Raw genomic sequence first — 10,200 nt, 5'->3', positions numbered from 1 at the left:
ACCAATTCGATTGGACTTTCTAAACGTTCCAAGTAGGCTTTTAACTGAGTTTTGATGTTTTGGTCTAACATTTTAAATCTCCAAAGGAGTAAATTTTTAACTTGTTGAGAATATTACGATAAAACTTCATATAGGTGAAACAGTATGTTTTTATGAATTCAATCGGTTTATTGAATGGTTGATAGCTATCAATGAGGCTTATATAGAAAATTAAGCTTGGAAAGATTCATAGCGAGCTAAAATTGCTTTGTTATATAAATGACATCTTGAGATGAGATAAGATAATACACCTTAAATTTAAGGAATATTGACATGAAACTACAATCAGGAATTTATCAACATTACAAAGGCAATCTTTATCAAGTTTTTCACGTGGCAAAACATAGTGAAACAGAAGAAGAATTGGTGGTTTACCAATGTTTATATGGTGATTACTCAATCTGGGTGCGACCACTCACCATGTTTATTGAAACAGTTGAAATTGATGGTCAGCCCGTACCACGTTTTAATTTTCTTCATCAAATATAAAGCAAAAATTGAAAGGTGAATGCATGCCAACCCGTGAATTTTTATTGCGTCTCTCAGAATTATATGATGAATTTCAACAGCATGATGCCAAACAGTGTGATCGACTCCAGCGTTTTCGTAATATCGAACCCGATTCTGCGCAATTTATTTCCATGCTGATTCGTACTCAACAATCTCAATCAATTTTGGAAATAGGCACATCTACAGGATATTCAACTTTATGGTTGGCTGAAGCAGCTCAAGCCACTGGTGCTCACATGGTGACGCTTGAAATAGAAGAAAAACGCAGTCAACAAGCAAAAAACTATGCGCAGGAATTAAAATTAGACAGCGTTATTGAGTTCTGGACAGGAGATGCGGCTCAATATTTACAGCAAGCCATAGACAGTTTTGACTTTATTTTACTGGATGCAGAGCGTAGTTATTATGCAGCGTATTGGAATGATCTTCAGCGTTTGATTCGAAAGAAAGGCGGTGTATTGATTGTAGATAATGTCATTTCACATGCTGCTGAGGTCAAAGAGTTTTTAGCTATAATTAAGCAGGATGCCAATTTTATGACCACCACGCTTGCGTTGGGTGCAGGATTATTTATGGTGGTGGCAAAATAAAGATAAAATTGAATCTGAATGCTAAGACAATTTAAACAGCAAAATCTTTTATTTTGTCTTAGCTTGAATAAGTAAGGAAAACAAATCAAGATCTTATCTTTATGTTAGAGAAACAATGTTTTAAAAGATCGACATTCGGCTAAAGTGTAAATCAAATTCTAAATATTTCTGCACAAAAGCCGTTTTATCATGCGAGCGAAGTAGGTTGTCGTACACAAATTCGGGAACGGGGTGGTACAGTTCACCTTTACCATTATTATAAAAAATTTTTAGATATCTGGATGCAGCATTGTATTTCCACGAGGTCACGGCAACAAATTTTTCCATATATTCTCCCTTCGGGTATGAATAAAGATAAAAAGCATGCTGTTTTAATTGAACAGTAATGTAATTTATGCTGCGCCTATATATGAAAATTGTAAATGTTTAAATCATGATAAATTAATCACTTAAAATGAAAGAACCACCCTAAAAAGGGTGGTTCTTTTAGTGCTAAAAATCTAAAAAATTAGAGATTATCAGCTTAGATTTTACCTACTAGATCGATTGAAGGAGCAAGTGTTGCATCACCTTCTTTCCATTTTGCTGGACATACTTCACCTGGGTGAGAGTGAACGTATTGTGCAGCTTTTACTTTACGAAGAAGTTCTTGCGCGTCACGACCAATACCACCTGCATTGATTTCAACGATCTGGATTTTACCTTCAGGATCGATTACGAAAGTACCACGGTCAGCAAGACCAGCAGATTCAATAAGAACTTCAAAGTTTTTAGCAAGTGCCCAAGTTGGGTCGCCTACCATTACGTATTGGATTTTTTTGATTTCTTCAGAAGAATCATGCCAAGCTTTATGCGTGAAGTGAGTGTCAGTAGAAACTGAGTAGATTTCTACGCCTAATTTTTGGAATTCAGCATAGTTGTCTGCAAGGTCGCCAAGCTCAGTTGGGCAAACAAAGGTAAAGTCAGCTGGATAGAAGAATACAACAGACCATTTGCCTTTGAAGTTTGCTTCAGAAACTTCAACGAATTGACCATTGTGATAAGCAGTTGCTGTAAATGGTTTAACTTCTGTATTAATTAAGCTCATCATTTTCTCCATGATTGAGGTTTTATTTAAACTTAAAATTCTGATTTAGCATAAAGAATTTTATTTTATTGGTGAAATGGTATTTTTGCATGACTAAAATCGGAAAAACAAATTAAGATGCCTCATACCAAATTTCACCAGATTGTGACTTCTATCATTTCAGCGCAACAATATGATCTAAAAATGACAAAGCCTCATTCATTTAATTTGCATATGAACATGCAGGCGATGTGTAAAAAATTCAAGGGTAAAATGAAAAAAACAACAAATCTATAGAAAATGAATGGCTTTCGTTCTCATGTTTTCCAGCGTAAAATAGACCGCTTGTTGAAATGATCAGGAAATTTTATCTGTGCACAGAGATTTAAATGTAGACCAAATGGTTATGGCGCGTGACCAGCATCGTTTAAATCGACTTGGCAAAGGTAAAGACAAAAACCCAAAGCAATACCAAGAACTTTTTGAAAAGTCGAATCATCAGGTGAAAGCTCGAATTGCGCGTTTTCCTCGTATCAAACTCAATCAGGATTTGCCTGTTACCCAATATGCCGATCGTTTAATTGAAGCGATTCAACAGCATCAAGTGATTATTGTAGCTGGGGAAACTGGTTCAGGTAAAACGACTCAGTTACCACAAATTGCCATGCTGGCAGGACGTGGTGCAACTGGCATGATTGGACATACCCAACCCAGACGCTTGGCGGCGCGTAGCGTTTCACAGCGGATTGCGGAAGAAGTCGGTGAAAAACTGGGCGAGTCGATCAGTTTTAAAGTTCGATTTAATGAGCAAGGTTCCAATGATTCTATCGTGCGTTTAATGACCGATGGTATTTTATTGGCGGAGCTTGGACATGACCGTTATCTCAATAAATACGACACCATTATTATTGATGAAGCACATGAACGCTCGTTAAATATCGATTTCATTATGGGTTATCTCAAGCAGATTTTAAAAAAACGCCCAGATTTAAAAGTGATCGTGACCTCGGCAACTTTGGATGTGAATCGCTTTAGTCGCTATTTTTATGATGCCCCGATTTTTGAAGTGGAAGGACGTAGCTTTCCTGTTGAGGTTCGTTATCGTCCTATTTCTGAACTGAGCATTGGTGGCAGCGATGATGACGAATTTGATGATTTTGAAGAAAATCTGCCACGTGCGGTGGTGCAAGCTGTAGAAGAATGTTTTGCTGATGCCGAAGCAAAGGGGCATCCAGAACATGCGGATATTCTGATTTTTTCCAGTACTGAACAGGAAATTCGAGAATTACAGGAAACCTTACAAAAGCATGGTCCACGTCATACTGAAATTTTACCTTTGTATGCACGTTTAGGTCTGGGTGAGCAGCAAAAGATTTTTAGCCCAAGTGGTAAAGGTCGGCGCATTATTATTGCCACCAACGTAGCTGAAACTGCATTGACTGTACCGAATATCCGCTATGTGATTGACAGTGGCTTTGCCCGTATTTCACGTTATAGCTACCGTTCACGCGTACAGCGTTTACCGATTGAAGCGATTTCCCAAGCGGCAGCCAATCAGCGTAAAGGACGTTGCGGTCGTATTGCGCCGGGTGTATGTATTCGTTTATATAGCGAAGAAGATTTTCTGAGTCGCCCTGAATTTACTGAGCCTGAAATTAAGCGTACCAATTTGGCTTCCGTGATTTTGCAAATGCAAAGTCTAGGGCTTGGCACGGTTGAAGATTTTGATTTTATTGAGCCGCCTGATCACCGTTTGGTGAATGATGGACGTAAACTTTTAGTTGAACTTGGCGCGATGAATGAGCGCAAACATGAGCTAACAAAAGTTGGACAGATGATGTCGCGTATGCCGATTGATCCGAGATTGGCACGGATGATTGTCGGTGGTTCGCATTTTGGTGTGCTGAACGAAATTTTGATCGTAGTCAGTGCGCTGGCGGTACAAGATCCGCGTGAACGCCCAGCCGACAAACAAATGCAGGCGGATCAAAAACATGCGTTGTTCCGTGAAGCAGATTCTGACTTTTTGTTCTATATCAAACTGTGGGATACCTTACAAAATAATCCTGACATGGCAACGGAAAATAAACGCCGTCAATTTGCCCGTCAGCATTTTTTAAGTTGGTTACGTTTACGTGAATGGAAACAAACCCATTCTCAACTGGTCGATTTAGCGCAAAGCATCAAGCTGTCTTTTAATGACAAAAAAGCCAGTTATGAAAATTTGCATCGTGCGTTACTCACAGGTTTATTGTCTTTTGTGGCCAATAAAACCGATGAACGTAATATTTATATGGCAGTGCGTCAGCAAAAAGCCAAAGTCTTTCCTGCCAGTACCTTGCATAAGTCCAATACACCGTGGGTCATGGCCTTTGAAATGGTCGAAACTTCACAGGTGTATCTGCGGACATTGGCGAAGATTGATCCAGAATGGATTTTACTGGCAGCACGAGATTTATTGAAATATCACTATTTCGAGCCCCATTGGTCAAAAAAAGCAGGCATTGTCCAAGCCTATGCGCAAATTTCCTTATTTGGTTTAATTATTGAACCTAAACGTTTAGTGAATTTTGAAAAAGTCGATCATCCAGCGGCACGTGAAATATTCTTAAGAGATGCCTTAACCACAGGCAATCTAGGCATCATGCCGCCATTTTTAAATCATAATTTGCTCAAACTCGAAGAAGTTGAGCGAGTTGAAGATAAATTACGTCGACGTGATTTAGTGGTAGACGAAGAAACCATTTATCAATTTTATGCTGAACGTGTGCCTGCGGATATTGCCAGTCGCAGCAGCTTTGAAGACTGGCGCGCGACCATTGAGCCTAAACATCCGCGTTATTTATTTGTTGAGGATGATGCGCTTTGGCAAAGTGACCGACCGACCACACAACAATTTCCTGATTATTTACATAACGGCGATTTACGTTTAGCCACGACCTATCGCTTTGATCCAAGTCATGATCAAGATGGCGCAACGGTTAAAATTCCTGTGCAAGCTTTGGCACAAGTGGACGAAAATTTATGGTCGTGGGGCATTCCCGGTTGGCGGCTGGATTTGATCGAGGCTTTACTCAAAGCTTTGCCCAAAGACAAACGCCGTCATTTAGTCCCGATTCCTGATACTGCTAAAAAACTGCTGCAAGGTGTGGATGCCACACATTTACATCAGCATATTTTTAAGTTTTTAGCGTTTGCCTTGCGTGGCGAACAGATGACTGAAAAAGATTTTTCTTTTGAACGTATTGATCAATATCTGGTTCCTTTTATTTTGGTGGTCGATGAAAAAGGTCGAGTCATTGAAAAAGGTCGTGATCTCGCCGAGTTAAAAGCACGTTGCCGCACTGAAACCCATCGACCAGTCAAACAAATGCAAGGTGAGTTTAAAACATTCCCTGAAAGTTTTGTATTTGAAGCCTCGCAAAAAGTCACTGGGGTTGTGGTCAAGCAATATCAGGCTTTAGTCCCAGTGAAACAATTTGCTGACTTAGAGCAAAAAGATGAATCAGGTGTGGTGATTCAAACTTTTAATGATCAGGCAGAGGCGATTCGGCAACATCGAGAAGGCATTCTTCGTCTGGTCTATATGCAACTGGGTGATTTAGTTCGACAGTTGAAAAAACAAATCTCCAAACCTTTAGCCTTAGCCTATTCCCCTTTAGGGGATAAAGCCAAACTAGAACAAATGTTGGTCTATGCAACGCTGCAACTCAGTATTGAAAAATTGCCTGTTAATGAAACTGAATTTCAACAACTCATACAGCAAGTTAAGCAGAACTTTCTAAGGTTTGGGCAACAGGCACTGCATGTGATTTCGGATATTTTCATTCAATGGCAAGACATCCGTCGTCAGTTACTGGTGCTGGATGCGGATATATTTGGCAGAAGTATTGATGATATTGAAGATCAATTGGATTTAATGCGATTAAGTGATTTTGTCTACAGTCAGCCTGCTGAGGTTTGGTTAGAATATCCACGCTATTTAAAGGCCTTGCTGATGCGTCTTGGGCGTTTAGCTCATAATTTACCGCGAGATGAAGCAGCCATTAAAGAGGTTGATCCGTGGATGGATAAATTATTTAAATTCAAAAATGACCCTAAAATTAAAGACTTATATTTTATGGTTGAGGAACTCAGAATTTCCTTATTTTCTCAACCAATGAAAACCAAGATGCCTGTTTCTTCCACTCGGCTACAAAAACTATGGGAAAAACTAGGAATCGGTTAGAATATCTTGCATTCTTAACAAGGAGTTTTACATGGGCATCCGTATTACTGGAACTGGTCTATTTCATCCGGCCGAAACCATTAGCAATCAAGAGCTGGTTGAAACGCTTAATGCTTATGTGGAACGCTACAATACCGAAAATGCAGACAAAATTGCTTCAGGCGAATTGGCTGAGCGTCGTGGCTCAAGTGCAGAGTTTATTGAAAAAGCATCTGGTGTGAAAAGTCGCTACGTAGTGGAAAAATCAGGCGTACTAGATCCCGCACGATTGCGCCCACATTTACGTGAACGCAGTGATGACGAGCTGTCATTACAAGCGGAATGGGGTGTTTTTGCAGCTCAACAAGCCATGCAAAATGCAGGGGTGGGACCAGAAGATATTGATGTCGTGATTTTGGCATGTTCCAATATGCAACGTGCCTATCCAGCGGTTGCGATAGAAATTCAATCAGCACTGGGCATTCAGGGTTATGCCTATGATATGAATGTGGCATGTTCTGCGGCAACTTTTGGTTTAAAACAAGCCTATGATGCAATTAAAACCGGTGCGCGCCGTGTGTTATTGGTCAATGTCGAAATTACATCTGGACATACAGACTATCGTTCACGCGATTGTCATTTTATTTTTGGCGATGTTGCGACGGCTTCAATTATTGAAGACACCGAAACCAAAGATGGTTTTGAAATTTTAGACATTCATTTATTTACTCAATTTTCAAACAACATTCGCAACAACTTTGGTTTCTTGAACCGTAGCGAAGATACTAGCCGTGACGATAAACAATTCCGTCAGGATGGACGAAAAGTCTTTAAGGATGTTTGTCCATTGGTAGCTAAAATCATTTCAGGTCAATTGGACAAAATGCAGATCGCTGCGGATGACGTGAAACGTTTCTGGTTACATCAGGCCAATGCCAATATGAATCAACTGGTTGCAAAACTAGTGTTAGGCAAGGAAGCGGAAGCTGATCGTACGCCAATCATTCTGGATGAATTTGCCAATACCTCTTCGGCAGGGGTAATCATTGCATTACACCGTACAGGGGATCAGGTCAATGCCAATGAATACGGTGTAATTTGTTCATTTGGTGCGGGTTATTCTGTTGGCTCACTGATTGTACAAAAGCGATCAGCCGCTTAAAAAAGTTAGACTCCACTACGGTGGAGTTTTTTATTTCTGCACAACCTATGATGTTGTGTTTTATAGTGAACATCCAGAAAGATAAAGTGGTTATATCAACCATGAATTTTAAAAGCATAGAAAATTTTTATTGGGTGGTAAGGCTCAATAGCTTTAATAAGGCTGCGCTAAAGCTCAACACCACGCAACCCGCAGTGTCACAGCGTTTAAATAGTCTTGAACAGGAGTTGGGCGTTAAATTATTAGAGCGTACTTCACGTCATTTACAATTGACTGAAAAGGGCAGAATTGTTTATGAATATGCGGAAAAATATATCCAGCTTAATCATGATTTATTAACCGATTTATCTGAAAAAAACGCGATACACAGCACTATTCGTTTAGGGGTTGCCGAAACCATTGTACATACATGGCTGGTTGATTTTATTGAGCAGGTGTATGAAGAATTCCCTGATGTGACCATTGAAGTTGTTATTAATATTACGCCTTTATTAAAAGATGCTATTCAGTCAGGCGAGTTGGATATGGCATTTTTACTGAATTCGGCGTGCGACTTCGATTGTATTGAAATGCCATTATGTGAATTTCAACACAGTTTTTTAATTGCACCGCGTATTCAAAAACGATTTGTATCACGTCATTTGAGTTTGAAAGATATTGCCAATAGCACTATTTTAACGTATCCCAAGACCACTTATCCTTATCTTGATTTAAAGAAAAATCTTATACAACATCATCTTAAAGAACCAAAAACAGTCACCAGCTATTCACTTTCGACACTGATTAAAATGACTGAAGATGGAATGGGGATTGGTATTATTCCGCATTTGTCTGTCATTAAAGAATTACGCGAAGGGCGATTAAGCATATTAAGCTCTGAAATCAAACTTAAACCATTTCAGTTTTCCTGTGCTTATGTAGCAGGACGTGATGATCTAGTAAAGCAAAGCCTCGCAAAAATTGCGTATCGCATTGCTCAGACCTCGGTCAGAAAGTTAAATAATCAATTTTCAGGAGATGAATATCTGAAATTTTAAAGACAAAAAAGTTTTTTTCTCCAGACCGATAAAACACTTTTTAGTGCAAAACCTGCACCTCTTTTTGGCAGCATGCACTGATATGATGAAATTTATTTTAACTACAAAATTCTTTAAATAAGAAAGAATTATAGAAATTGATAAGAAAAAATTATTTATATTATTTTTATTAAATTATTTATAAAATTCAATGGATTAAATTTTTAAAGAGTGCTCAGTCGATGATTGTTTTGTAGCTTGCAGCTGTGGTTAATTAATGAGGAGCCAAATTCAGTCAGCCTATAAAAAACTGTCTTTAGCTTAGGGACGATCGATCGTGCAGTTAAAAATCATCTGAGAGCTCAATCATATTATGCAAAAGAAATCTTTTTTTAGTGAACGGCAGTGGTCAATCATTGCTTCCATTTTTCTGATGGCGACATCTGCCATGGGGCCCGGCTTTTTAACCCAAACCGCTACTTTTACCGTGAAATTGGGTGCGGCATTCGGTTTTGGTATTTTATTGTCGATTATTATTGATTATGTGGTGCAGCAAAATATCTGGCGTGTCGTGACGCTGACGCAAATGCGTGCCCCTGATGTGGCAAATGCAGCATTACCCGGCAGTGGCTATGTGCTGGCCGTGCTAGTGGTTTTTGGGGGATTCTTTTTTAATATTGGTAATATTGCCGGTGCCGCTCTAGGTCTGAATGCCTTGTTCGGGCTTGATACAAAGTGGGGTGGAGTCATCAGTGGTGCAATGGCTATTTTAATTTTTGCCTCACATAAAGCCAGTATCATTGTTGATAAAAGCATGATTATGCTGGGTATTTTAAAAATTGCCGTGATTGTGGTGGTGGCTTGTATTGTTGCTCCTCCAATGGCAGATGCATTTCATCAGACTATCTTACCTAGTCAAATAGACTTCGCCAGTATCACCACCATCGTGGGCGGTACGGTTGGTGGTTATATTTGTTATGCTGGGGCGCACCGATTGCTGGACAAGGGTACAGTTGGCCCTGAACATATTGAGGAAGTGTCCAAAGCAGCCACCAAAGGTATTGTGGTGGTCGGTATCATGCGCTATGTGCTTTTTCTGGCAATATTGGGGGTGGTTGTCAGTGGAGCCACAATTGATTTAGCCAGCCATAATGCCAATCCTGCGGCACAGGCCTTTCAATACGCCGCAGGGGAATTTGGCTTTAAGCTATTTGGTCTGATTTTCTGGGCAGCAGGAATCAGTAGTTCCATCGGTGCGGCCTATACCTCCGTTTCATTTTTTAGCGCGTTTAAAAAAGATATCAGTTTAAAACAGCGTAATTTCTGTACGTCTATATTTATTGCGCTTGCCCTTTTGGTCTATGTCCTGATAGGGGCAACACCTGCGAGCTTATTGGTCTTTGTGGGGGGCTTAAATGGTTTAGTTCTTCCAATTGGCTTGACCCTGTTTGTCTATGTTGCAGCATGTCGTAAAGACTTACTTGGCAGTTATCATTATCCAATGTGGTTGACTGTTTTAGGTGTGCTGACATGTATTTTGACGTGGTACATGGGTTATGTGTCATTTAATACAATTTTTAACTATCTCAAAACATTATAAGGATGAGCAG

At 39.6% G+C, this 10,200-nt stretch carries 8 protein-coding genes; 6 read left to right on the top strand and 2 right to left on the bottom strand.

The window, feature by feature from the left end; genetic code table 11:
* The first annotated feature begins 312 nt into the window (after positions 1-312).
* Positions 313-528, top strand: a complete 216-nt coding sequence (locus E0D95_RS02840; RefSeq protein ID WP_130802451.1) for a DUF1653 domain-containing protein — start codon at positions 313-315, stop codon at positions 526-528.
* Between the two features lie 23 nt (positions 529-551).
* Complete coding sequence (locus tag E0D95_RS02835; protein ID WP_130802450.1) at positions 552-1,139, top strand: O-methyltransferase; 588 nt, start codon at positions 552-554, stop codon at positions 1,137-1,139.
* Between the two features lie 120 nt (positions 1,140-1,259).
* On the opposite strand, the gene E0D95_RS02830 is transcribed toward E0D95_RS02835, so the two are convergent.
* Entirely contained in the window at positions 1,260-1,466 is a 207-nt protein-coding gene (locus tag E0D95_RS02830) for a KTSC domain-containing protein (RefSeq protein ID WP_130802449.1), read from the bottom strand.
* Between the two features lie 196 nt (positions 1,467-1,662).
* A complete protein-coding gene (ahpC, locus tag E0D95_RS02825; RefSeq protein WP_004986882.1) occupies positions 1,663-2,226 on the bottom strand; it encodes an alkyl hydroperoxide reductase subunit C in 564 nt (187 codons plus the stop codon).
* A gap of 352 nt (positions 2,227-2,578) precedes the next feature.
* Here ahpC and hrpA point away from each other — a divergent pair, with 352 nt between their 5' ends.
* From hrpA to E0D95_RS02805, 4 genes are all read left to right on the top strand, one after another.
* The gene (hrpA, locus tag E0D95_RS02820; protein WP_130802448.1) at positions 2,579-6,433 is read left to right on the top strand and encodes an ATP-dependent RNA helicase HrpA; all 3,855 of its coding nucleotides are present in this window, start codon (positions 2,579-2,581) and stop codon (positions 6,431-6,433) included.
* Positions 6,434-6,464: 31 nt separating this feature from the next.
* Positions 6,465-7,574 carry a beta-ketoacyl-ACP synthase III gene (locus E0D95_RS02815; protein WP_130802447.1) on the top strand — a complete coding sequence of 370 codons (1,110 nt, stop codon included), beginning with the start codon at positions 6,465-6,467 and terminating at the stop codon, positions 7,572-7,574.
* 101 nt (positions 7,575-7,675) lie between these two features.
* Positions 7,676-8,611, top strand: a complete 936-nt coding sequence (locus E0D95_RS02810) for a LysR family transcriptional regulator (protein ID WP_130802446.1) — start codon at positions 7,676-7,678, stop codon at positions 8,609-8,611.
* Between the two features lie 352 nt (positions 8,612-8,963).
* On the top strand, positions 8,964-10,190 hold the full coding sequence (locus tag E0D95_RS02805) for an NRAMP family divalent metal transporter (protein ID WP_130802445.1): 1,227 nt from the start codon (positions 8,964-8,966) through the stop codon (positions 10,188-10,190).
* Positions 10,191-10,200 lie beyond the last annotated feature (10 nt).

Source organism: Acinetobacter ihumii (assembly GCF_900625095.1).
Lineage (GTDB): Bacteria > Pseudomonadota > Gammaproteobacteria > Pseudomonadales > Moraxellaceae > Acinetobacter > Acinetobacter ihumii.
The sequence above is the reverse complement of the archived record's forward strand: the minus strand, read 5'-3'. Positions and strand labels throughout refer to the sequence as shown.